The organism is Dyella solisilvae, from assembly GCF_003351225.1.
In the GTDB taxonomy this organism is placed as follows: Bacteria; Pseudomonadota; Gammaproteobacteria; order Xanthomonadales; family Rhodanobacteraceae; genus Dyella; species Dyella solisilvae.
This window is the reverse complement of record NZ_QQSY01000002.1, coordinates 1,057,952-1,081,204: the sequence shown is the minus strand read 5'-3', so window position 1 is coordinate 1,081,204 and position 23,253 is coordinate 1,057,952. Positions and strand designations below refer to the sequence as shown.

The 23,253-nt window shown below is 63.9% G+C and carries 18 protein-coding genes; 12 read left to right on the top strand and 6 right to left on the bottom strand.

Going from position 1 to position 23,253, the window contains the following annotated elements; all coding sequences use genetic code 11:
* Positions 1–13 precede the first annotated feature (13 nt).
* The 3 genes from DVT68_RS11870 to DVT68_RS11860 form a co-directional block, all read right to left on the bottom strand.
* Entirely contained in the window at positions 14–727 is a 714-nt protein-coding gene (locus DVT68_RS11870) for a tetratricopeptide repeat protein (RefSeq protein ID WP_114825250.1), read from the bottom strand.
* Positions 724–1,410, bottom strand: a complete 687-nt coding sequence (locus DVT68_RS11865; protein WP_114825249.1) for a Fe2+-dependent dioxygenase — start codon at positions 1,408–1,410, stop codon at positions 724–726. Before DVT68_RS11865 ends, DVT68_RS11870 begins: the two co-directional genes overlap by 4 nt.
* Before the next feature lie 65 nt (positions 1,411–1,475).
* Entirely contained in the window at positions 1,476–3,770 is a 2,295-nt protein-coding gene (locus DVT68_RS11860; RefSeq protein ID WP_114825248.1) for a TonB-dependent receptor, read from the bottom strand.
* An 803-nt stretch (positions 3,771–4,573) separates the two neighbouring features.
* On the opposite strand from DVT68_RS11860, the gene DVT68_RS11850 reads away from it, so the two are divergent.
* The 7 genes from DVT68_RS11850 (at position 4,574) to DVT68_RS11820 (ending at position 13,053) form a co-directional block, all read left to right on the top strand.
* Positions 4,574–4,969: a DUF2946 family protein gene (locus DVT68_RS11850; protein ID WP_147281721.1), complete on the top strand. Its 396-nt coding sequence runs from the start codon at positions 4,574–4,576 to the stop codon at positions 4,967–4,969.
* 105 nt (positions 4,970–5,074) lie between these two features.
* Positions 5,075–7,513, top strand: a complete 2,439-nt coding sequence (locus DVT68_RS11845) for a TonB-dependent receptor (RefSeq protein ID WP_199536031.1) — start codon at positions 5,075–5,077, stop codon at positions 7,511–7,513.
* Positions 7,514–7,604: 91 nt separating this feature from the next.
* On the top strand, positions 7,605–8,789 hold the full coding sequence (locus DVT68_RS11840; protein WP_114825245.1) for a sialidase family protein: 1,185 nt from the start codon (positions 7,605–7,607) through the stop codon (positions 8,787–8,789).
* Positions 8,786–9,247, top strand: a complete 462-nt coding sequence (locus DVT68_RS11835) for a thioredoxin domain-containing protein (protein WP_114825244.1) — start codon at positions 8,786–8,788, stop codon at positions 9,245–9,247. Before DVT68_RS11840 ends, DVT68_RS11835 begins: the two co-directional genes overlap by 4 nt.
* A gap of 110 nt (positions 9,248–9,357) precedes the next feature.
* Entirely contained in the window at positions 9,358–10,164 is an 807-nt protein-coding gene (locus tag DVT68_RS11830) for a MipA/OmpV family protein (RefSeq protein ID WP_158543496.1), read from the top strand.
* Positions 10,165–10,326: 162 nt separating this feature from the next.
* Positions 10,327–11,319 (top strand): hypothetical protein, encoded by a 993-nt coding sequence (locus DVT68_RS11825; RefSeq protein WP_114825242.1) that lies wholly within the window; start codon positions 10,327–10,329, stop codon positions 11,317–11,319.
* 405 nt (positions 11,320–11,724) lie between these two features.
* Positions 11,725–13,053: a hypothetical protein gene (locus DVT68_RS11820; protein WP_114825241.1), complete on the top strand. Its 1,329-nt coding sequence runs from the start codon at positions 11,725–11,727 to the stop codon at positions 13,051–13,053.
* A 44-nt stretch (positions 13,054–13,097) separates the two neighbouring features.
* Here DVT68_RS11820 and DVT68_RS11815 read toward each other — a convergent pair whose 3' ends face one another.
* Positions 13,098–13,961 (bottom strand): TOBE domain-containing protein, encoded by an 864-nt coding sequence (locus tag DVT68_RS11815; protein ID WP_233523440.1) that lies wholly within the window; start codon positions 13,959–13,961, stop codon positions 13,098–13,100.
* Between the two features lie 165 nt (positions 13,962–14,126).
* Positions 14,127–14,774, bottom strand: a complete 648-nt coding sequence (locus DVT68_RS11810) for a hypothetical protein (protein WP_147281720.1) — start codon at positions 14,772–14,774, stop codon at positions 14,127–14,129.
* A gap of 129 nt (positions 14,775–14,903) precedes the next feature.
* Here DVT68_RS11810 and DVT68_RS11805 point away from each other — a divergent pair, with 129 nt between their 5' ends.
* The 5 genes from DVT68_RS11805 to DVT68_RS11785 all read left to right on the top strand — a co-directional run bounded on the left by DVT68_RS11805 (position 14,904) and on the right by DVT68_RS11785 (position 22,647).
* A complete protein-coding gene (locus DVT68_RS11805; protein ID WP_114825238.1) occupies positions 14,904–15,617 on the top strand; it encodes a DUF6796 family protein in 714 nt (237 codons plus the stop codon).
* 348 nt (positions 15,618–15,965) lie between these two features.
* The gene (locus tag DVT68_RS11800; RefSeq protein WP_114825237.1) at positions 15,966–17,096 is read left to right on the top strand and encodes a response regulator; all 1,131 of its coding nucleotides are present in this window, start codon (positions 15,966–15,968) and stop codon (positions 17,094–17,096) included.
* 36 nt (positions 17,097–17,132) lie between these two features.
* The gene (locus tag DVT68_RS11795) at positions 17,133–21,284 is read left to right on the top strand and encodes a response regulator (RefSeq protein WP_114825236.1); all 4,152 of its coding nucleotides are present in this window, start codon (positions 17,133–17,135) and stop codon (positions 21,282–21,284) included.
* A 276-nt stretch (positions 21,285–21,560) separates the two neighbouring features.
* Positions 21,561–22,232, top strand: a complete 672-nt coding sequence (locus tag DVT68_RS11790; RefSeq protein ID WP_114825235.1) for a MarC family NAAT transporter — start codon at positions 21,561–21,563, stop codon at positions 22,230–22,232.
* A 73-nt stretch (positions 22,233–22,305) separates the two neighbouring features.
* A complete protein-coding gene (locus tag DVT68_RS11785; protein ID WP_114825364.1) occupies positions 22,306–22,647 on the top strand; it encodes a zinc ribbon domain-containing protein YjdM in 342 nt (113 codons plus the stop codon).
* Between the two features lie 33 nt (positions 22,648–22,680).
* Here DVT68_RS11785 and DVT68_RS11780 read toward each other — a convergent pair whose 3' ends face one another.
* Positions 22,681–23,247 (bottom strand): SCO family protein, encoded by a 567-nt coding sequence (locus DVT68_RS11780; protein ID WP_114825234.1) that lies wholly within the window; start codon positions 23,245–23,247, stop codon positions 22,681–22,683.
* Between the last annotated feature and the right edge of the window lie 6 nt (positions 23,248–23,253).

Genomic DNA, 23,253 nt, shown 5'->3' with positions numbered 1-23,253 from the left:
ACGCTGGGCCCGCTCAGGCGCCCCACATCGCCAGCGCCCGCAAGGAAGCGTGGGGTGATGCCGCCAGCTGTTCCTTGAGCGCAGCAACAAAGTAAGGCGGCGCGAGAGGCATGGCCTGCTTCAGGCACGCCACCGCTTCCTCGATGCGATCTTCGCTCGCCAGCACCGACGCCCAGCTGCATAGCCCGCGGTAATCGCCCGTCTCCGCCGATCGGCGGTAAAGCTGATGCGCCTTCGCGGCATCCACGGGAGTCTCCCAGCCGTACTCGTGGTACTGGCCGAGGAAGTGCATCGCGCGCCCGTGCCCGCGTTCCACCGCTCGGGCAAACCACTGGAACGCCGCGGCGCGATCAGCCTTGATGCCCCGACCATTCGCCAGCACGTGCGCGAAGTTGTACATGCCCCAGGCGGAACCAGACTCGGCGGCACGGCGATACCACGTGGCGCCGATGATGTAATCGACAGGCGCTCCCCAGCCATTCTCGTAACACCGACCGAGCATGTTCATCGCTTCCGGTTCGCGTGCATGGGCGGCGCGCTGGAACCAGTAGTGAGCTTCCTCGGCGGCGGGAGCGCAGCCCAGGCCCTCGAGATAAGCCTGGGCCAGCACAGCTTGAGCGCCCGCGTCGCCCTTGTGGGCGCGGGCCAGAAGTTCCTCGTGTGCGCGTTGCGGATCCGCGGTGAGCAAGTCGCGCAACAGGTCTTCGCCAAGCGCCTCTTCGTTCACGTCTCGGACCAGGCGCGCAGCAGGTTGTGGTAGACGCCGGTCAGGCGCAGCACATCGGGCTGATGGGCGCCCGCCGCCTGAAGGCTCTGGATGGACACGTCGAGTTCGAGCAACAGTCGGCGACGACTTTCTTCGCGCACCAGACTCTGAATCCAGAAGAACGAAGCAAGTCGGCGCCCCCTGGTGACCGGGGTCACCTGGTGCAGGCTGCTCGACGGGTAAAGCACCATATGCCCTGCCGGCAACTTCACGGTATGGGAGCCGTAAGTGTCTTCGACGATCAGCTCACCACCGTCGTACTCATCGGGCTCGCTCAGGAACAACGTGGCGGAAATGTCGGTGCGGACCGGGTGGGCGCTTCCCGTGGTCCGGTCGTAGCGCACGGCATTGTCGACGTGGAAACCGAACGACTGTCCACCCTGGTAGCAATTGAACAAGGGAGGAAAGACCTTCCGTGGCAATGCGCCCGCGAAGAATGTCGTGTTGCGCTCAAGCGCGGCATGAACCAGCGCGCCGAGGGTCGTGGCTTCTTCGGACGCCTCGGGCAACTGCAGATTGTCCTTGGCCATGGACGATTGCTGCCCGGCGGTGACGCGACCGTCGACCCACGCCGCTCGCAATAGCATCTCGCGGCACTGGGCTAGTTCATCCTGGGTAAGTACGTCGGCGACATGGAGCAACATGGGACTGTGGGCCTTTGAGGGGAAGGCAAGGCGCCACACCGGCGCCCGCCCTCCCATGCAGGAGATCAGAGACTGAGATTGAAGGTGAGAATGCCGGCGCGTCCCGGCGCCACATGCGCGTAGTGCGTGGCATAGGCCTGATCGAAGTAATACTTGTTCGTCAGGTTCTGGATATTGAGCTGGACCGACAGGTGGTCGTTCACGCGGTACTGCGCCATGGCGTCGAAGCGCGTATAGCCGGGCGCCCATTTGGTGTTGGCGGTGTCGCCGTAGACCTTGCTCTGCGCGTAGGCGCCACCGCCGACCGACCAGCTGCTGGTGATCGCGTAGGTTGTCCACAGCGTGAAGCTGTTCCTGGGCGTATTGGGAAATTCATTGCCCTGATTGGCCACGTCGGCAGGAGCGGTCTTCACCAGTTCGCTGTCCATGAAGGTGTAGCCGCCGAAGATGTTCCAACGATCCGTCACGTTGCCGTTGAAGCTCAGCTCCACACCGTCCACGCGCTGCTCGCCGACGTTGATCTGCGCGCTGCCGCGGCCTGCCGAGGCGACGCGCGCATTGGTCTTCTCGGTGCGGAACACGGCTGCGGTCAGCGACAGTTTCTGGTTGAACACATCCCACTTGCTGCCGACTTCGATATTGCGGCTGTCTTCGGGCTTGAGGTCGGCGTTGGTGACTGCGATGCCATCGGCGCCATCGCCGGCGTCGACACCCGGCGGGTTCGACGAGGTGCCCCAGGACACGTAAATGCTGCCATTCGCGGCCGGCTTGTACACCACGCCGAGCTGGTAGTTCCAGAAATTGGAGTCGTTGCTGACGCGGGTGACGACGCCCGTGGATGTCGTCGTCGCCGTCGACCGCGTGCGGAAACTGTCGAAGCGGAAACCGCCGTTGACCGACCACTGCGGATTGAAGTCCACGGTGTCGAACACCCATGCCGAACTGGAGTCGGTGACGATGCGAGCCGGGTTCTGGCCGCCGATGATGGTACCCACGAACGGATCATTCGGATTCGGGTCGTAGACCGGCGCGCACCAGTAGTTGGACGCCGCCCCGATGCCGTACTTGCTGCTGCAGGCGCCGTTCACGATGGAGCCGATGTTGTGCGTGTCCGTTGCGCTCTTCGCCGGGTCGACGAGGTACTGCGTGCGGTTGGTCTTCTCGCCGCTGAGCTCGATGCCGGTGGCCAGCGTGTGATGCAACGAGCCGGTTTCAAACTCGCCCGTAAGGTCCGTCTGGTTGGTCAGGTTGGTGGTGGCCGTGTTACGGCTGTTGGCGCGACGCCACACGCCACCGTTCACGAGGAAATTGCCGTTGCTGTCGTCCGGCTGGGTCCACAGGTAATTGTTGGTCGACCGCGTATACATCGTGGTGTTGCGAAGCACCCAGCCGTCGCCGAAATTGTGGCGGACGAGGATCGTGCCAGCGTCGTCGGTGGTCTTCTGGAAATCGCGATCGAGCAGACCATAGTAGGTGTCGCGCGGCACGGAGATCGGCTTGCCGTTGCCGTTGAGGCGTGCATTCGGGCTCGTCGCGGCGAACGGATTGTTATAAGGAATGCCGCTGTCCGGCGTGTCGTCGGACTTCAGGTGGTAATAGCTCAACGTGACGCTGGTATCCGCATGCAGGCCGAACGTGACCGATGGCGCGATGCCCCAGCGGCTGTAGTCCGGACCATTGCGGCCAGGGATGTCGTTCTCGTGGCCCATCACGTTGAGGCGGATGGCGGAATCGGAGCCGACCTGCTGGTTCCAGTCCACCGTGCCACGGTAGTAATTGTCCGTGCCGATGCCTGCCGTCGCACGAACGAAGTCCTGGGTCTGCGGCATCTTCGTGACAAGGTTGATGCTGCCGCCCACGCTGCCGCGGCCGGTATAGGCGGAGCTCGGGCCTTTGGTGACTTCGACCTGGTCGATATCGAAGATTTCGCGCGACTGCGAGCCGGAGCTGCGCACACCGTCAATGAAGATCGAGCTCTGCGAGTCGAAGCCACGGATGATCGGGCGATCACCGGTCGGGTTACCGCCTTCGCCGGCGCCAAACGTGATGCCAGGCACCTGGCGAAGCACGTCGAGCAAGGAAGTCGCCGCGGTCTGCTGGATCACCTGCTGCGGCACCACGGTCACCGAGCGCGGGGTGTCGAGCAGCGGTGCAGTGAACTTGGGAGAGGTGGAATTGACCACGGTGGATTCGACCTTGACGCCATCCAGATCCTTGGCGTCCTTCTTCGCATCCGCAGCATCCTGCGCGACATCCGAGGCGACGGCCGCCGTCGTGGACGCCAGCGCCAGGCCCAGGGCGCTGGCCATCAGCTTGAACGGGCTGTGGGCGGTCGAGGAAAGGTGGGGCTGGGTGGACATGGGGGCGGTCGATCCTTCGCTTGGGCAAGCCGAAGCCGTCGCGCCCAGACAACTCTGGGCTCGTTGGCGCCTTGCACTGATGGGGATGTGTTGAGAGCCGACCGCAAATAGCTGCGGACGACGACAGCCCGGCGAGTCTATCGTCAAATGCGAATGATTCGCAATATGAGTTCGCAACTAATTGCTTTCGGCCTTCGCCCGGGTTCGGCGGCCGTTGGCGCCTGTGAGATCGGGAGTACCAGCCACGCCGCGCGAAGGGACTCTTGCTATGGGAGCCATCGCCCCGGTCAGGGCGCCAGCCACAACGTAGCGCCGCAACCGACTCACCTCATACACAAGAGGCAAGCGCCGCTGCCGCTGAAGCTGCGCGCCTTCCTCGACTTCGTGACGCCACGCGGCGCGCTCGCAGCTTGCAGCACCACACCGACGTCCCTGCTACCTGACCGCCGAAGCAGCATCACCCTGGCCGCGTCACACATGTGGGTTCGGCATCTCTATGCGGGCGGCGCCCACGGCGACTCGCGCTTGCTTGACCAGGAGCAAATCCCGCAGACGCCGATGCTCATGCGCGGTCGATGTGCGGCGATGCTGTGAACGTATTAGCTCGGCATTTCGGACCACGGTAGCCCTGTGACGACATGCGAGCCGACATGGCTCAAGCGACGTCCTTCCTTCTGTTTCATCCGAAGCTTCAAGGCCGGCCGTAACACTGTGTGGTGATTCGCCGCAACGGTTTTCGGCGAATCGATGCCCCGTGCATAATTCTTGCGCCCACTCCAGGGTTGGAGTTTCCGAGGACAGCGTTGCTCCGTAAATGCGCACATCAGCGATTGATCGCCTGGCTGGCTATCGCCGCCATGGGGCTGCTGGCGCTCGTCCCCACGGTGTCGCGCGTGCTGGAATCGCCGGTGGCCCTCCACGTCATGGCCATGGACATGGACATGGCGATGGGCGCGGATTGCCCGGAACAGCACGCCAGCCAGGATCACCGGCACGCCCCACCCGACTCCGGGCAACTACCCTCGACCGACGCCTGCGGCTATTGCTCGCTGATCAGCCATAGCCCGGCGCTCATGGCCGCGGCGCTCGTGCTGCCACCGGCGCTGCCGGCGGCTTCCCCGGCGATCACGCGTGTCGCTCCGGACGCGCCGTCGGTCGCGCCGCTGGACGTGCATTCCCGCGGACCACCGCTCGTCTAATCCAGTCACGACCCCTACTGCTGCGACTCACACGAAGTTGGCGTGCGCCTATGCGCGCTCGCCTGTGCGCAGCTCGTCGTTCCCCGCTGCTGGATTTTTTCCCCCATGACTGGCCTCCATCATCCGCGCCGTCGCTATCGCACCGTCGCACCTGTTGTTCACCTGCCCCCGTCGCTCGATGTGCGCATCGCATGGCGTCGATCGACGTTGTCCGTCGCGCTCGTCTCCGCGCTGGCTGGCGCGCTCACCACGATGTCACCCGGGCTGCTGGCGCAATCCATTGATCCCGCCGCGGTGGCCGCTCTCCCCGCCGTTGCTTCCGTCGCGACACCCGACGATGCCTCCACGCTCGCGCCGGTCACAGTGACCGGCACGGCCGACAAGCCGCTCCCCATCGCGCTTGCCACGGCGCCGGCCGTGGTCGAGAGCCTCTCCGCCCAGCAAATCCACGACACCGTCAACCTCATGACGACGGCTGAATCCTTGAAGTATCTGCCGAGCATCGAGGTCCGCGAACGCTATATCGGCGACCGCAACGGGATCGTCGCCACGCGCACCACCGGCACCGTGTCCAGCGCCGAGTCGCTGGTCTATGCGGACGACCTGCTGCTCTCCAACCTGCTCGGCAACAGCTACAGCTTTCCCCCGCGATGGGGCCTGGTGTCGCCCGCCGAGATCGCCCGGGTGAACGTGATGTACGGGCCCTTCAGCGCGCTCTATCCCGGCAACTCGATGGGCGGCGTGGTCACCCTCGAGACGCGCATGCCGACCAAGGCGGAGTTCCACGCGGCCGTTACCGGCGCCATGGAGAACTTCGACCTGTACGGCACGAGCCAGCGCAACATGAGCGGCGACTTCAACCTGGCGGCGGGCAATCGCTGGGGGCCAATCTCACTCTGGGTCACTTACGATCATCTCGACGCCCAGGGCCACCCGATGAGTTTCTCGACCAGCGCACTGTCGAGCAAGGCTGCGGGAGCGGGAGCCACGCCGGTCACCGGGGCCTATCAGGACCTGGATCAGAGCGGTAAGGCGCGCATGGTCTTCGGCGCCTACTCGATCGATCATTCGCTGCAGGACCAGGGCAAGCTCAAGCTGGGCTGGGATATCACGCCCGAGATCCAGGCCATCTACACCTTCGGCTTGTGGCACAACGACTCGACGACGTCGGTCCAGAGCTATCTCACCAACACGTCCACCGGACAGCCGTTCTACAACGGCAGCGCAAGCATCGATGGCCACGCCTATACCGTCTCGGGCCTCAATCCGGGTTCGGCCGAGCAACTGCACATGGTCAATGCACTGTCCGTGGGCAGCGACACGCATGGCGCCTTTGATTGGCATGCGGCATACAGCAACTACCGTTTCCTCAAGGACAATTCGCGCTCGGCATCTCGGTACGGGCAGAGCGATGTGGGAAGCAACCAGGTCCAGGACGGCACTGGCTGGCAGACCGGTGATCTGCGCGGCACGTGGCGCCCGGCGCCGCTGTTCGGGCAAACCCACGAGCTGACCTTTGGCTACCACATCGATGATTTCCTGCTGAAGCAGAACACCTACGCCCTTGCCAACTGGAGTTCGGGTCCCAACGGCGCGTTGACTGCGGCCTCCGGTGGCGAAACGCGCACGCAGGCGCTTTACCTGCAGGATGTCTGGACACTCGCGCCGCGCTGGACACTGACCCTGGGAGGACGTCAGGAATACTGGCGCGCGTTCGATGGCTTCAACCGGAACGTGGCCACCACGCCGAACCTGGCCACCTACCCCAATCAACAGCGCAGCGATTTTTCGCCCAAGGCGGCCCTGGATTTCCAGATCACCCAGGCGCTGGCGACACGCCTCTCCTTTGGTCGCGCCATCCGCTATCCCACGGTGACCGAGCTGTACCAGCAGGTCACCAGCGGAAGCCAGCTGGTTCAGAACAATCCGAACCTGAAGCCCGAGGATTCGCGATCGTTTGATTGGACGACGCTGTACAGCTGGGGCACGGGCGTCTTTCGCGTCTCGCTGTTCCAGGAAAATCGCCACAACGCTCTCTTCTCGCAGACCGACACCTCCATCAGCCCCAACCTCACCCAGATCGAGAACATTGATCGCGCGCGCATCCGGGGTGTGGAGTCCGCGCTCGACGAGGAAGATGTTTTCGTTGAAGGCCTGAACTTCTCCGGCAGCGTGACCTACGCCGAATCGGTGGTGCAGCAGGACACGCTGGCTCCGGCGGCGGTCGGCAAGCAGTTTCCGCGCATTCCACGGTGGCGCGCGCGGATGTCGGCGACCTACCACCCGAATGATCGCCTGACTTATGCGCTGGGCTATCGTTATTCCAGCGGCGCGTACAGCACCTTGCTGAACACCGATATCAATCAGGACGTCTACGGCGGCATCAGCAGCTACAGCGTTTTCGACGCCAAGGTCAGCTACCGCCTGGAGCCGCGTCTCACCGCCTCGATCGGCGTCGACAATATCGGCAACCAGAAATACTTCGTCAGTCCGCACCCCTATCCCCAGCGGACTGTCTTCGTGGGATTGAACTATGACTACTGAATTCCGCAGCGAGGGCGCGTCTCCCGCTCTCCCGTGGCCCGTCGGCGGAATGGCCGACGTCGTCCGTCGCCGCTGCTTGCGCTTGCGATCCATGCATCGAGCCGGCGGCTTCGTGTTCGCTGCGCTGCTTGCGCTTGTGGCGTTACCAGCCACGGCGCACGACGCCGCGATGTCGAAGGAAGGCGGCGCGCCACTCGGCGCCAGCGCCGCCTTCGATCCTCAAGGCCACCTGTGGATGGTCGATGCGAAGGACGGTCACGTCTGGCTGCGCCGCTCGGACGACCTCGGGCGCCATTTCGCCGAGCCGATCGCTGTCAATGCGGACGCCGAGCCGATCTATGCCGAAGGCGAAAATCGACCCAAGCTGGCGTTCGGCCCCGATGGGGAGGTCTATGTCAGCTGGTCACAGCCGCGCGCCCAGCCCTATACCGGCTTCGTGCGGTTTGCCCGTTCGCTGGATGGCGGCGCGCACTTTTCCGCGCCGCTCACCGTGCACCACGATGCAGCGGAGATCACTCACCGCTTCGATGCTCTAGCGGTGGATGGCCACGGCCGAGTGGTGGTCGCCTGGATCGACAAGCGTGACTTGAATGCGGCCAAGGACGCTGGCCAGCCCTATCTCGGCGCGGCGGTGTACTACAGCTGGTCGGATGATCGAGGCGCGCATTTCGCCCCTGAGCGCAAGTTGGCGGACCAGAGCTGCGAGTGTTGTCGCATCGCTCTCGCACAAACGCCAGATGGCAACATCGCGGCTTTCTTCCGGGCGATCTACGACGACAACGTCCGCGACCATGCGTATGCCGTGCTCGGACTTGGCGCGAACCCTTCGTCGGCCGAGCGCGCCACCTTCTCGAACTGGCAGATCGCCGGCTGTCCCCACCATGGACCGGGTCTGGCCATCAGCCATGACGGCGTACGTCACGCGGTCTGGTACGAAGCGAGCCAGGGTCCGGCGCTGTGGTACGGACAACTGGATCCGGGACACCCAGCGAAACGCACCCTGCAATTTGCCAGCGCCGGCGCATCTCACGCGGATGTCGCCGCGCAGGATCGCCATGTGTGGCTGGTCTGGAACCAGATGGACGCCAAGGGCTACACACTCATGCTTCGTGAATCGCTGGATGGCGGCGCCAACTTCCAGCCGCCACGCGCGTTGGCGGAAAGCGTCGCCGCCGTGGGCTCGCCACAGCTGCTGATGCGTCAGGGCAAGACCTACGTCGCCTGGAACACGACGACTGGCTTCCGCCTGCTGCCCACCAACGAGGAGGCGCCATGAAATACCTGCTGGCCATGCTCGCACTGGCGCTCGCCACCACCTGCGCAGCCACCGACGTTCGTCCTCTCGACGCCTCCCAGGTTTCGGCGCTGCTTGCCGCGCCGGCGAAGGGCGAACGATTGATCGCACTCTGGTCGCTCGATTGCAGCTACTGCGAGGCCAACCTGCAGGCGCTGTCCCGCCTGCATAAGGCGCATCCGGATCGCATCGAACTGGTCATTGTGGCGACGGACCCCATCGCTGCCCGCGACTCGATCGCGCAACGTCTGCACCGTGCGGGGATGGACGGGTTCCAGGCTCGCGCCTATGCGGAGGACGTACCGGACCATCTCAACTACCTGCTCGATCCGACCTGGGGCGGAGAGATGCCACATGTCCTCGTGGTCCGCTCCGACGGCAGCCGACGTGGCATCAGCGGGCTGCTCAATGCGACCGTGCTGCAGCAACTGGAGCCCTGATACCGCCGGCTTGAGGCCACGCTTCGCGGATTCATCACCTTGAGTCAGTAAAGTACCCCGAGTCCCTCGTCGTCACCCGGATATGCGCACGCGCGCAGGGAGGAGATGCGGTGAAAGGGATCTACAAGCGGTTTGAGATCGTCGCCATCTGCGTGACCCTCGCATGGTCGGTGGGTGCACACGCCCAGGACGATACTGATACCAAGGGCGGCTCCTACGATAGCAACCGGATCCTTGGCATTGGCCTGCAACGCCTGCCGGCGTGGCCGGGAGCCGAGAATTCCCGGAATGTGGTGGTTCCCTTCGTCCATCTCGAGCTTCCATGGCACATCACCCTGTCGACTTACGATGGCGCGACCGTGGATTTCATTCATTCGGATGGATGGCATGGCGGGCTGTACGCCAACTTTACGTGGGGGCGTGATCGCTCGGAGCTGCATCCGCCGCCGTTGGACGCGATGGATTCCTTTTCCTCGCGCATCAACGCGGGTGGCTACATCGAGCACGACTTCACCAGCTGGCTGAGCGTGGGTACCGATCTGAGTCATGACATCGGGGGCTCGGGCGCTTACTGGCGCGTCTACAGCACCGTAGGCTTGCCGAGCATCTGGTACTACATGCATGAATTTGAATTGCAGTGGCAGGGCACGAACGGCGCAGCCATGCGCCGTAACTTCGGCGTGACGCCAGTGCAGGCGCAAGCGCTGGGGGTGGACCCTTGGCAGCCCGGCGCCGGCTCGCAGGAGGCTGTCATCCAGTACTCCGCCTTCATGCCCACCAGCCTGCACACCGGCTTCGCGCTGTCGATCAACTATGCCCGCCTGATCGGCTCGGCAGGCGACAGTCCTCTGGTGCGCAAGTATGGCTCGCCAAACCAGCTCACCAGCACGCTGGCGTTTGTCTATCGATTCCTCTGACGGGCGATCGATCGGGGGCGTGCAGTGACATGTACCGCGCGCCCATCGATCAGCGGCGCAATGCATCACGCCAGAGACTAACTTTGAGACGTGACGATCGGCACCTTGCGCCCAACCTTGCTCCTCATTGAGCCTACGCTGGTGCAATGAAGGAGCATTGACGTGCCATCCGTATGGAGTCTGATTGCCACGGCAGGCTTGGCCACCGCGCCTTCCCCTGCCTACGAGGTGCCCACGGTTTTCGAAGCCGGGCATTTTTTCGCCACCCCTGAGACCGAATCGGGAGAGCACCTCAAGCTCCTCGTCGATACGGGTGGCGGTGGCGTCGATGGACTGTATTTGCTGAGGCAGGCAGTCGCCGCGCGCCTGAAATTGAAAGCCGGCCATTGCGTATTCGATGGCGGCGACGTGCCCACGGCGACCCTCCCAACCTACAAGCAAGCACGCGGCATTCCCGGGCCCACCAGCAGGTGCTCCGGGGCGATGACTTACGATGATGCACACCCCATCAGCTCAGCGGACGGATTGCTTGGCTCGAGCTATCTCGACGGTCGGATCTGGACGTTTGATTACCCGTCGAAGAAGCTGATCCTTCAGAGTGAGGACTGGACGCCGACGCAGGACCTTCACGCATTTACGTTGGGCTTCCAGAAGGATGCAAACGGCGGCAAGTTGAGAGCCTTTCCACGCGTGGAGATTCGCGTGGACGGCCAGCTGCTCGACATGCTGCTGGACACCGGCGCCACGGCTGCCCCCAGTGAGTCGGGACAGCGGGTTACCGGCACGCCGACCGTCAACGGCTTTGGCGTGACCAGCTACATCACGCGAAGCCAACTGGAACGCTGGCATTCGGCGCACCCCGAGTGGCGTTGGGTCGAGAACGGCGACAAGCTGTTTCCCCGCTCCGGATCACGCATGATTGAAGTGCCGCTGGTGGAAATCGCGGGCTGGTCGGTCGGCCCCGTGTGGTTCACCGAGCGGCCGGACACAAACTTCCACGAGATGATGGCGTCGATCATGGACAAGCCTCCGGAAGGCGCTGTGGGCGGCAACGTGCTCCACCAATTTGTGATGACGATCGACTATCCCGGGGGCATGGCGTATTTCGGCTGCTCGCTCGATTGCCGCGTCATACCTTCCGCCTCGATCCATTGATGGCGAGTGGGATGGCGCCTGGAACGACAATGGCGACCATCATTCGGAATGTCGCAGCCAACTGTCTGAGTCACCGGTCGGCGCGGACCTGGATGTCCCGGACGGGCGATCGCTGACGCAGGCGGTTGCGCCGCCGAACGGCGCTTTTTCGTATTTTCAAGCACTTGCATGCAAGCAAGCTGCTGACCGGGCTGTGAGAAACCCCAGCGCCCAGAGGCAGGCCAGCCCGCTGGCACCGCCAAAGGCAGCGTTATATAGTCAAATATATAGCGGTGGTGACGCCCCCCGGGTCGCGGCCAACGCCCTGAGCACGTTTGATCCTCCCTCGCTTTTCGCTCGCGCTTTTCGCGCATTAGCGCTGCAAGTGACAGCAGATTTTTTTGCATCCAGGCCAAAGGGAACGTCATGCCCAAGAAGCTCGTTGCGTTGGTGGCCGTATCCGTACTTTCGCTGCTGGGCTCGCCGGCACGCGCAAGCGATTCCAGTTTCAACGACATCTTCGACAACGGTCACGTCGACGGTGAGCTTCGGGCTTACGACTTCAGCCGTTTGTACGACACCAATGCGACACCGGATGCTCATGCCTTCTCCCTGGCGGCATTGATCAATGCCAACACGGCCCCGTTTCTCGGCGGCTTCAGCATTGGCGGTTCGTTCGCCGTGGCGTCGTCACTGAACACACAATCGGACAACCCGGCCAAGATCGACGTGTCCCTGATGGGTCCTTATTCGTCGATCGGCGCTTTCAGCCAGGCCTACGCGCAATTCGCCAATCACTGGATACAGGTGCGCGGCGGTTACCAGTATCTCAGCACGCCGTGGATGGGTAACAACGATTCGCGCGTCATCCCGTCCTCCTACAACGCCATCAGTACCATCGTCACGCCAGCGACCGGCTGGAACCTCATCGGCATTCGGCAGTTCACGTGGAAGAGCCGCACGTCGACCGGCATGTATGCGGACAATCTGTACTACCCGTCGATCTACCATGGCGACGAGATGTACGGTAACAACGGCTCGTTGCCGGCCACGGCGCCGAAGGCCGAAGGCACCTGGGCTGGGGGTGTGACGTACACCAGCGACAGCCTCAAGGGTGAAGCGTGGTACTACGACTTCATCGATTTTGCCCGCATGGCGTACCTCGTTGGAACCTATACGCTGCATACGGAAACGCACTTCAACCCGTTCATATCGGCGCAGTACGTCAACCAGAACAGCAGCGACGGCAACATCCTTGTCGATACGCACACCAAACTGTTTGGTGTCGCCGGTTCCAAGGTGAGCAGCGAGGCCTGGGGTATCGATCTTGGAACGTCCATCTACGACGGCAAGATCGACATTGCGTACAACAAGCTCGAGCATCAGTCCGGCGCGGTCGGCAACGGTGCGCTCATTTCGCCCTACACCACCAACTACGCGACGGACCCACTGTTCACCACGTCGATGATCCGCGGCCTGGTGGAGCAAGGCCCGGGCTATGCATGGAAAGCGCGCGCGTCCTACTACTTCTTCCAGAAGCAGTTGCAGCTGGTCGCCGCCTACGCCCAATACGACACCGAGCTGCGCGGCAACAGCCACAACGTGTACTTCGACATCATCTACAACGCGGACCAGTGGCTGAAGGGCCTGACGATACGCAATCGCTGGGAGCGCTCCGTTGGCGGCGCCAACAATCTCAACCCCGGCAACGAACCGTTTACCTACAACCGGTTGATGATCACCTACAAGTTCTGACATCGCCTGTGGCGCCGCCGCTCGCACGGGCGGCGGGCGAGGCCTCAGTCCATCGTGCCGATGATGATGCTCGAGGCCTTGATGATGGCCAGCACCTCCACCCCTTCGGCGAGCGCGAGCGCCTCCGTGCTCGCGTTGGTGATGGTGGCCACCACCACGTTGCCGCCCTGCAACTGGATGGAGACCTCGGCGTTCACGGCGCCGCGGACGACCTTGCTTACCTTGCCGGCGAGTTGATTGCGCGCGGAAAGGCGCAGGCCTTCGCCGGGCAATCCGATAAGCACGGAGGAGGCCTTGATCAGGGCCATCGCCTCCTTGCCGGGCGCGAGGCCAAGCGTGCGGGTGCTGTCGCGGGTAACCGTCGCGACAATCCGCTGCCCACCCTGGATTTCGAGGTGGATAAGGTCGTTGACCGAGCCGGGTTCCACCGCCACGACGGCGCCGACGAGCTGATTGCGTGCACTGGTGCGTATCATGAGTCGCTTCACGAGTTCGAGCTCCCCCATCGCGGCCTGTTGAGGCCCGCCCAATTGTCGGATGAACTGCTGGTGCGCCGTCTCCATGGCGCGGTAAACCTCGATAAGGCGCCTGGCGCGATCGGTCAACTGCGTGCCGCCACCGCGACGACCGCCTACGGCGCGCGATACCAGCGGTTCACCGGCCAGGTTGTTCATCGCCTCGACGGCGTCCCACGCGCCCTTGTAGCTCATGCCCACGGCACGCGCTGCGGCGGAGATGGAGCCCGATTCCCCGATCCTGGCCAGCAGCTCGATGCGCTCGCGACCGCCCAGGAAGTGTCCGTCCACCTCGATGGAAAGCGTGCCTTTGAGCCCGAGCATGCAAACGGCCTTCCCTCGCTGAGATGGCGTGAAGTGTAAGCCCGCCCGCTGGCCGATGGAGCACGACATCGCGTTGGCGAGGCGGCAAGGCAGCCCGGTGGCATCCCTGTGACTGCGACTCGCGTCAGCGTGCGCGTCGAGCTTGGCGCCCCTTGGCGCAAGGTGACGGGTGCCATTGGCGGCCCATCCCAGGCGCGGCAAGCGCTTCAGCCAGCAACGGCGGAAGCGCTCGCGTCAGCGCCGGTTTGTCAGCGCGACCCAAGCGGCGAGGCAAGCCAGTTTTTGCTCCTTCCGCCAGGGCTTGCCCCTGGCGGGACGCAGCTTCCTCAGGCGCGCCGCGATGTCGATCGAGGACATGCCGAGCGTCGTGACAGCCAGGTCAGGCAGGGACTTTTCATCCAGCTCGACCAGATCGATCCTGCATTGGCGTGCGGCAAAGCGCAGCGCGTCGCGTACGGCCAGATTCTCGGCGACCGGCACATGTTGCGCCCAGGCCAGGCTGTACCCGAGAAGGTCGGTAATCCAACCGGCGCGATTCACCAACAACGCGGCGACGGCCGGCTTGGAGCCGGGCGCCTCCAGTTGCCGGAGCATGGCGTGCAGGTTGCCCGCCGCCATCTGATCCTGGCGGCGGCGGCCCTCCGCCACGATCGCCATCGCTTCGTCGCTCGCCCGGCCTTCCGGGCTGCGCGGCATGTCTGCCGCCATGCGATACGGTTCGAGGGAAAGGCGGTCCTCGTCGTCGCAGGTAGGCAGCCTGGTGGACAGCAGGACGCGTGGCACACCTTCCGCAACGGCGACGCCGACCGCCACGGCGCCTCCCTTGCGCGCGCGCAGGCCGAGGCCTGACATCCACTGAGGGCTGATGTGTGTGGTCGCCATGGAAGTTGCTCGAGGCTTCGACCGGATTGACGACCTTAACCGTGCGGGCGTGATATAGGCGTCCATCGTGGGCACTGAACGCCCGGATGGCGACACGGCGGCCACCTTCAACCAGTCGCGCGGGGATCCATGCATCCATCCGAACAAAGGACATGGGCCGGCATCCTCGGCGCGATAGGCGCGTTCGGCTTTTTCCTGGGGGACCAGGGCCTGTATTTCGCTGCGGTGAGCGGCGCGGAGTTCCAGGCTCACCTGCGCGAGATCGTGGTGGCCGCGCCGACCTGGCGCGTGCTGCTCGGCGCGGGCATCGCGCCCTGGTGCACGCTGCTTTATCTGTTCGGCTTCTGGCATGTGTACCTCAACATCCGCGACCGCCAGCCGCGACTCGGGGCTGCGATCGCCCTCGCCATGACGATGATCTATCTGTTCGGGTCCAGCTATCACGTGTACTGGGCGGCCAAGGCGCTTTCCATGAAGGCCGTCGCCGCAGCGAGGCCAATGGCGCCACCGGCGTTGATGACGCTCTACGCGCAGATTCACGACTTCGGCGCGCGGCTCTATCTGGGAGCCGAGGTGTTTTCCTATGTAGGCCTTTTGGCGCTGCCGCTGTTGATTGCACTAAGGCGCACTGCTTATCCGCGCTGGATGGCGCTGTTCACGCCTGCGGCGCCGGCGCTTCTGATTCAAACCTTCGCCACCGCCATTCCGGCGCCGTTGGGTTCGGTGCTCGTCGGCGGTTCGATCAACCTGTCGTTCTTGCTGTTCTTCATCATGTCTGTCGTCACCACGCGATCGGCGGATTCGGCGATCAAGGTTATGGATGGGATGGCATCAGCGCGCTAAGCGTGAGTCTCTCGCTGGCCCGACGCTCCGGCAGATACGTCACGCTCCGTCGCTTATCCACAACCACGGCGATGTGCGCGAGCGAACTCTCTTGCACGAGTCGCTTCTTGGCATCGACGCGATCCCTCGACCGAATACGCCGGCGTCAACGCGGCGTGGATATCTTGTGGTCTCGATGGTGCCTTCGCGCGATGCAAACGAAACCCGTCAATTTCCCGTGAATTTTCATCGTCTACGCAACGCATGAGCACGGCACGCTGATGCGCCGGATATACTGCGAGGCATAGCCGTGGACATCTCACCAAGGGCGCCACGACTCACGCACAAGACTGCGTAGGAGAAGTCGGCATGGGTGGGAATGATGTCGCGAAGGCTCCCAAGGTGCTGGTGGTCGATGATGGGCTCGACAACCAGCTGATGCTGTCGGAATTGCTCAAGCCGCTCTATACCGTCGAACTGGCGGACAACGGGGAGGAGGCGCTGCGCGTGGCGACTGGCCGCGAGCGACCGGACATCATCCTGCTCGATGTCGTGATGCCTGGCATGTCCGGCTTCGACGTGTGCAAGCAGCTCAAGGTGAACCCGGCCACGAAGGACATCCCCATCATCTTCCTCACCACGCTCAATGCGATGGAAGACGAAACACGCGGACTGATCCTCGGCGCCGTCGACTACATCACCAAGCCGTTCAACCCGACGGTGGTGCTGGTGCGCATCGCTAACCACCTTCGCCTCAAGGCATCGGGCGATTTCCTCCGCGACAAGAATGTCTTTCTCGAGCAGGAAGTGGCGCGTCGCACGGCGGAGGTGACGGCGGTGCAGGAAGTCACCATTCATGCGCTCGCCTCGCTGGCCGAGACTCGGGACAACGAAACGGGCAACCACATCCGGCGAACGCAGTACTACGTGAAGGCGCTTGCCGATCACCTGAAGGATCATCCACGCTTCGCCGGTGAGCTTGACCCCAGCACGCGCGAGCTGCTTTTCCATTCAGCGCCCTTGCACGACATCGGCAAGGTGGGCATTCCCGACGCCATCCTGCTCAAGCCCGGTCGCCTGACGCCCGAACAATACGAGGTGATGAAGACGCATACCACCTTGGGGCGCGACGCGATCCAGCGTGCGGAGGATGGGCTTGGCAAGGACGTGCCCTTCCTGAAGGTCGCCAAGGAGATGGCCTACTGCCACCAGGAGCGATGGAACGGCAGCGGCTATCCAAATGCGCTGGTGGGAGAAGCGATTCCGCTATCGGCGCGCCTGATGGCCGTCGCCGATGTGTACGACGCGCTGAGAAGCGCACGCGTCTACAAGAAGGCCATGCCACATGAGGAGGCCGCCGCGCGGATCGTGGCCAGTCGTGGCATCGACTTCGACCCCGACATCGTCGATGCCTTTGTCGAGCTGCAGGGTACCTTCCAAGCCATTGCACGACGTTTTGTCGACCATGATCCGCAAGAGCGGGAGAACACCGTCGACTGATGCTGTAGCCCGGCCACAGGGGAGTCACACCTCACCATGAGCGCCCTGCTCGATCGCCTGCAACGCTGGACACTGCTCCTCCGCCTTCAGGTCGGCTTTGGCGGCATCCTGCTGTTGGCCGTGCTACTCGGGATGTTCAGCCTGAACACCTTGCGCCAGCAGCGTGACCAGATCAGCCAGCTCTATGAGCAGGATGTGGTCGGCCTGGCCCACATTGAGGCAGCCCGGGCGGCGCTCGCGGACATCGGGCAGAACCTTCGCGAAGCCGTATTGCTGAACGCGGGCCCGGAGCGGAGCGAGGCCTTGCGCAACCTGGCCGACGCCGAGGCCCTCACGCGACAGGAAGTCGAGCTCACGCGCGCGCATATCTATCGCGACGCGATCAAGCGCAGCCTTTCCGATTTCGACGTGGCGTTCAGCGCCTACAAGCAGCAGATCGATCAGGTGCTGTCCGCGCTTGATACGGCCACCGCAGCCGGCAGCGATCGGGACGCCCCTACGCTGCTGATGTCGCCCGAATTTCGACATGCCGACGCGACCGCCAAGGATCTCCTCGCCCACGTCGAGCAGATGAAGCGCGAGGGCGCGGATGAGGAGGTGAAGCTGGCCACCGCCCGCTTCCAGAAGGCGACGCGGACCACCGTGTGGATGCTGGCGCTGGGGGTATGCGCCGGAGTGTTGTTCGGTTATCTGGTCAGTCTTTCCATCCGGCGGCCAGCCATCAGGCTGGGGGCCACCCTGAACGCACTCGGCTCCGGCCGCCTGGACGTCGAGGTGCCCTATACGGATTATCCCAACGAGCCGGGCGACCTTGCCCGGGCCATCAGCAGCTTGCAGCAGGAGGCCAGGCGCGCCGCGGATGGTCGGTGGATAAAGACCCATGTCGCGGCGATCGCCGCCGACATGCAGTCGGTGTCGGATCCGGCCGGATTGGCGAACCGCTTCCTGTCGGCCATTGCCTCGTTACTTCCGGTCGGTTGCGGCGCGTTCTACAGCCTCGGAGACGAACGGGGGCCGCTGCGCCTGCTTGGTCACTATGCGGCCGAGCATGCCGAGCAGACGATCGCCTTGGGCAAGGGCATTGCCGGGCAATGCGCGGTGGATCGCCGACCGATCACCCTTGCCCAGCCACCCGCCGACTATCTGCGCGTTGCCTCCGGGCTGGGCGCGGCCGCCGCCGCCGAGGTGCTGGTGCTGCCAGTACTGAGAAAGAAGCGGTTGTGGGGCGTGCTCGAGCTCGCCACCCTGTCGACTTTCAGCGCCGCCCAGCGCGATTTGCTCGATGAATTGCTGCCCATGTTCGCCATGAACCTGGAGATCATCCACCGAACGCTGCGCACCAACCAGCTGCTGCACGAGACGCAGCAGCAGGCGCAGAGCCTGAAGCAGCAAACGGCTGAACTCGAGGCGCAGCAGCAAACCATCGAGACGGCCAAGACATGGTACGGGCGCATCATCGAGTCAGCGCCCGACGGCATGATGATCGTCGACCAGCGTGGCGTCATGGTGCTGGTCAACACCAAGCTTGAAGCGATCTTTGGATATGGCCCCGGCGAGCTGGTCGGCGCCCGTGTCGAGAAGCTCGTGCCGGACGCGGCGGCCCTGCATCACCAGAATCTGCGCCGCCAGTTCTTTGACCGGGGCGACAGCCTCGAAATGGGCAACATCGGCGCTGACCTGCACGGCATTCGCAAGGACGGCTCGGAGATCTCGGTGGAGATCGGCCTGTCGTTCCTGCCCGAGCTGGCGGGTCAGGGCCAATCCGTGTGCGCCTCGGTCCGCGATGTGAGCAGCCGGCGCGCCATGGAGGCTGCGTTGCAGCGGAGCGAGGAGCGGCTTCGCGACATCCTGGACCGTGGCCCGGTCGGCGTCGCCATCTCGACGCACGGCCTGCTCCGTTTCGCCAACCCGAAATACGCCGAAACGTTTGGCATCCAGCCCGGCGAGGAAGCCATCCGGCTGTACGTCAACCGCGACGAACGCGACGAGATTGGCAGACTCCTGCTCGAAGGGCAGGTCGTGGCCAGCCGGGAAGTTTGCATGTACGACCGCGAGCAGCGCGAGAGGGACATGCTCGCCACTTACATGCCCATCGACTACGAAGGCGAGCCGGGGATGCTCGGGTGGTTCGTCGACATCACGGAGCGCAAGGCCGCGCAGTTGGCCATCATCCGGGCCAAGGAGATCGCCGAGGAGGCCACGCACGCCAAGAGCGCATTCCTGGCCAACATGAGCCACGAGATCCGGACGCCGATGAACGCCATCATTGGCATGAGTCATCTCGTCCTGCAGACAGACCTGGATGGCCGCCAGCGCAATTACGTCGAGAAGGTGCACCGCTCAGCGGAGAACCTGCTTGGCATCATCAACGACATCCTGGACTTCTCGAAGATCGAAGCCGGCCAGATGGATGTGGAGCACGTCGATTTCCGTCTCGACGACGTGATGGACAACATCGCCAACATCATTGGCTTCCGTGCACAGGAGAAAGGCCTGGAGCTGTTGTTCGAAATGGCGGCGGACCTTCCCGCCGCGCTGATAGGCGATCCCCTTCGTCTCGGCCAGGTGCTGCTCAACCTGGGCAACAACGCGGTGAAATTCACCGAGCAGGGGGTGATCGTCATCGGCGTTGGCGAGGTCAAGCGCGCGGATGACTCGGTCGTGCTTCATTTCTGGGTGAAGGACAGCGGCATCGGCATGAGCGAGGAGCAGCGGTCCCGCATTTTCCAGTCGTTCGTGCAGGGCGACTCGTCCATCACGCGGCGCTATGGCGGCACGGGTCTGGGCCTGGTCATTTCGAAGAAGCTGGTGGAATTGATGGACGGGCGGATCTGGGTCGACAGCGAGGAAGGCCACGGGTCCACCTTCCATTTCGAGGCCCGCTTCCGCGCGCCGCAGGGCGCCAGGCAGGAACGTGCGCCGCTTGCCGCCGAGTTGCGCGACCTGCGCGTGCTGGTGGCGGACGACAATGAGTCCGCCCGCGAGGTCCTTTCGGCGATGGCCAATGGGCTTGGCGTGCTTGCCCAGGTGGCTTGCAGCGGCGAAGAGGCCCTGCGGCGAGTTGCCGACGCCGAGAGCGAGGGCCGTCCCTACCAGGTGCTGCTGATGGACTGGAAGATGCCGGTCATGGACGGAGTGGAGGCTGTCCATCGCCTGCAGTCATCTGGCGGCCGCCACACGCCGGCCATCGTGATGGTCACCGCATTCAGTCGCGACGAGGTAATGGAGGAGGTACGCCAGCGTGGTGTCACCCTGAGCAGCGTGCTCACCAAACCGGTGACGCCGTCCATCATGCTCGACGCGCTTGCCAAGGCCGTCGGCAAGACCACCGGGCCGGTGGCGCGCGTGGACAAGCGGCAGGATCGCCAGAACCAGGCCATGGCCGCACTCGCCGGCGCCCGCGTGCTGCTGGTCGAGGACAATGAATTGAACCGGGAACTGGCGCAGCAGTTGTTGCGCAATGCCGAGGTGGAGGTCGTGATGGCCACCAACGGCCAGGAAGCGCTGGAAACGCTGGCGACCGACACCCGCTTCGATGGCGTGCTGATGGACTGCCAGATGCCGGTGATGGACGGCTACGCCACCACCCGCGCCGTTCGGGAGCGTCTCGGCCTGTCCAGGCTGCCGATCCTCGCCATGACGGCCGACGCCATGGCTGGCGATCGGGAGCGCGCCCTCGCCGCAGGCATGAACGATCACATCGCCAAGCCCCTCGATATCGGCGCGATGTTCGCCACCATGGCGCGCTGGATCACGCCGTCCCAAAGTCGTGGGGAGGCGAAGGCCTCCGATCCGGGGCAGGAGCTGGATTTGCCAGGCATCGATCAGCGCAGCGGCGTAGCGCGATGCGCCAACGACATGTCTTTGTATCTGCGCGTGCTCTCGCTGTTTCTCCAGAGCACCACGGACTTCGACCAGTCTTTCCACGCCGCCGAGGCGGATGCCGATACCGGCGCGCCCCGACGCATGGCCCACACCTTGCGAGGTTCCGCCGCCAATATCGGCGCCGACGCGGTGGCGGTAGTCGCCAGCGCGCTGGAGGACGCGTGCGAATCGAATGCGCCGCGTGAACGAATAGAGGAATTGTTGGCCAAAGTGATGGAGGCGCTCCATCCGGTACGCGAAGGCCTGGCCAAGCTGCATGCCGCTGGCGTACTGCCTGAACCGCGCTCGCGGCGACAAGGCTGAGATGCTCGATTCGGCTTTCGTCATCAGCAACGCTTTCGTCAAGCGCGGGTGAACACAACGATATCGACTGCCGCACAATCTCTGCTGTGCTCGCGTTGCGTCGTTCTGCGGCGGAGCAAAGCGCCACAGCGCGGGAGCACCAGGCTTCAGGAAAACGACAGGCGCCGCCCGTTCAAGCGCGAGCTCGACCCGGAGCGAGGTCAGTCACGGTTTCGTCATGCCCTTCGGCACCAGAATGATCGCGTCGCCCATTTCGCATACGGGAAGTCGACGTCCATGCACACTTTCTCCGAAGATGTCATGGTCGGTTTGCTTGGCCTGATAACGATCGCCAATCCACTCACCAGCGCCACTGTGTTGTTGGCGCTTACCGGGCGCTTTCCCGAGAAAGAGCGCAATCGGCAGATCTTCCGCGCCACCATTTACGTGATGGTCGTGCTGTTGCTGTGCTTCTATGCCGGCAGGGCCATCATGAGCGTGTTCGGCATTTCCATACCCGGGTTGCGGCTGGCCGGCGGCATGATCGTGGCGTATATCGGCTTCGGCATGCTCTTCCCGCCGGCCCGCGCTGGCGAGGACGAAGTGCAGGCGGAGATGGCTGGCGATTCGCCGTCGACGCCAGTGCGTGACATCGCGTTCGTCCCGCTGACCATGCCCTGCACCACCGGGCCGGGCACGATCGCCTTCATCATCAGCGCCGCGTCGAGCATTCCCGAGCGCAATCTCACATACAACGTCCACCTGGCGGTGATCACGATCACCGTCCTGTTCGGGCTGGTCTTCTGGCTGTGCCTGCGCGGCGCGAGCCCGATCCTGCGACTGTTCGGCGAAAACGGCGTGGATGCGATGGCGCGCGTGATGGGCTTTCTGCTCGTGTGCATCGGTGTGCAGTTCGCCATCAACGGCATTTACGACCTGCTGAATGCGTGGGGCATCATCGCGCGCTGAGCGAGGTCGCGCCTGCAGCGACCGGCGCACGGTTTATAATTGCGTTTTTTCAGCGCGGTAACTTGCCATGCCCATGTCCGATATCCCCGCCTGCCCGCAATGCGGCATGGAGAACACGTACCCGGATGGCGACAACTACATCTGTCCGGACTGCGGTCACGAGTGGCCGCAGGTTGCCGCGCGGACCGAGGACGCCGAGATGGTCGTGCGCGACGTCAACGGCAACGTGCTCAACACCGGCGACACTGTGGTGGTGATCAAGGACCTGAAGGTCAAAGGCTCTTCCATCCCGCTCAAGCAGGGCACGGTGATCCGCAATATCCGCCTCGTCGACGGTGACCCCGAACACATCGAAGGCCACTCCGACAAGATCAAGGGGCTGGTGCTGAAGGTGTGCTTCCTCAAGAAGGCGTGATGCAGGCGAATCGCGCTGGGAGAGGCGCCGCCATCAGCCGGTGGCGAGCGCCTTGCGCACGGCTTCCACGAAGGTCGGGTCGAGCCGCCCGATGATCGAAGTGCGGGCGATGATGCGACCATCCGGATCGAGCAGGATCAGCTCGGTGGAGTGGTTGTAGTCGCCATCGGGCAACTGCCGGTATTGCAGGCCCAGCAGTGCTGACAGGGCGCGCACATCCTGCGAATCCCCGCGGGCCAGCGTCCAGTGCGGAGCGTCCAGCTGCCGCTTGTCGGCATAGCGACGCAAGGCTTCCACGCTGTCACGCGCAGGATCGAAGCTCACCGCCAGCAGATCCAGCTTGTCGCGCGCAGGCTCGTCGATGGCCTTGCGAGTGAGCTTCATGGTGTCCACGGTCATCGGACACACCATGGTGCACGAGGTGTAGAACATCGTCACCAGTTGTACCCGCCCGCGTCGTTCCGATAGCGGCCAGCTGTGTCCCTGCTGATCGGTGAGTTTGACGCCCAGCTGGTAGATCGAATCACTCGGCAGCGGCGCCGCGGCGAACGCCGGGGCGAGCAACAGCAGGGACAGGCAAGCGATCCACAGGCGCTTCATAGCTTT

Excerpts from the sequence above, each read along its gene's own strand:
- DVT68_RS11865 (WP_114825249.1), bottom strand. The coding sequence starts at position 1,410 with ATGTTGCTCCATGTCGCCGACGTACTTACCCAGGATGAACTAGCCCAG.
- DVT68_RS11860 (WP_114825248.1), bottom strand. The coding sequence starts at position 3,770 with ATGTCCACCCAGCCCCACCTTTCCTCGACCGCCCACAGCCCGTTCAAG.
- DVT68_RS11845 (WP_199536031.1), top strand. The coding sequence starts at position 5,075 with ATGACTGGCCTCCATCATCCGCGCCGTCGCTATCGCACCGTCGCACCT.
- DVT68_RS11840 (WP_114825245.1), top strand. The coding sequence starts at position 7,605 with ATGCATCGAGCCGGCGGCTTCGTGTTCGCTGCGCTGCTTGCGCTTGTG.
- DVT68_RS11835 (WP_114825244.1), top strand. The coding sequence starts at position 8,786 with ATGAAATACCTGCTGGCCATGCTCGCACTGGCGCTCGCCACCACCTGC.
- DVT68_RS11820 (WP_114825241.1), top strand. The coding sequence starts at position 11,725 with ATGCCCAAGAAGCTCGTTGCGTTGGTGGCCGTATCCGTACTTTCGCTG.
- DVT68_RS11815 (WP_233523440.1), bottom strand. The coding sequence starts at position 13,961 with ATGTCGTGCTCCATCGGCCAGCGGGCGGGCTTACACTTCACGCCATCT.
- DVT68_RS11810 (WP_147281720.1), bottom strand. The coding sequence starts at position 14,774 with ATGGCGACCACACACATCAGCCCTCAGTGGATGTCAGGCCTCGGCCTG.
- DVT68_RS11805 (WP_114825238.1), top strand. The coding sequence starts at position 14,904 with ATGCATCCATCCGAACAAAGGACATGGGCCGGCATCCTCGGCGCGATA.
- DVT68_RS11800 (WP_114825237.1), top strand. The coding sequence starts at position 15,966 with ATGGGTGGGAATGATGTCGCGAAGGCTCCCAAGGTGCTGGTGGTCGAT.
- DVT68_RS11795 (WP_114825236.1), top strand. The coding sequence starts at position 17,133 with ATGAGCGCCCTGCTCGATCGCCTGCAACGCTGGACACTGCTCCTCCGC.
- DVT68_RS11790 (WP_114825235.1), top strand. The coding sequence starts at position 21,561 with ATGCACACTTTCTCCGAAGATGTCATGGTCGGTTTGCTTGGCCTGATA.
- DVT68_RS11785 (WP_114825364.1), top strand. The coding sequence starts at position 22,306 with ATGTCCGATATCCCCGCCTGCCCGCAATGCGGCATGGAGAACACGTAC.
- DVT68_RS11780 (WP_114825234.1), bottom strand. The coding sequence starts at position 23,247 with ATGAAGCGCCTGTGGATCGCTTGCCTGTCCCTGCTGTTGCTCGCCCCG.